Origin of the sequence: Prevotella sp. P5-50 (genome assembly GCF_002251295.1) — a bacterium.
In the GTDB taxonomy this organism is placed as follows: domain Bacteria; phylum Bacteroidota; class Bacteroidia; order Bacteroidales; family Bacteroidaceae; genus Prevotella.
Map to the genome: position 1 here is coordinate 1 of NZ_NPJA01000047.1, position 312 is coordinate 312.

1 rRNA gene is annotated in these 312 nt (G+C 45.5%); it reads right to left on the reverse strand.

Annotated features, from left to right (window positions below):
- Positions 1-210 precede the first annotated feature (210 nt).
- Positions 211-312 (reverse strand): 5S ribosomal RNA (rrf, locus tag CIK88_RS10125); the annotation flags it as partial.

A 312-nucleotide genomic window follows, 5' to 3' on the forward strand; every position in this document is an offset into this window, starting at 1 on the left:
CCTCTTCGACAGACCGATTCTACCTTTTTACAACAAAGGTACGAAACTGTCTTTAGCAATCATAGTTTTACCTTGATTATTTAACATTTATGCGACTGCGTCGCATTCTTCTGCAAACTTAGAGTGTACTCTGTGTGTTCCGTGGATCCGTAAAGGGAGGAAACGAAAAAAAGCACCTTGCTTCTTTGCTGAAACAAGGTGCTTTGTAAAAGATGGCGGCCTCCTACTCTCCCGCATTGCATTGCAGTACCATCGGCGCAAGTGGGCTTAACTTCTCTGTTCGGAATGGGAAGAGGTGGAACCCCACCGCAA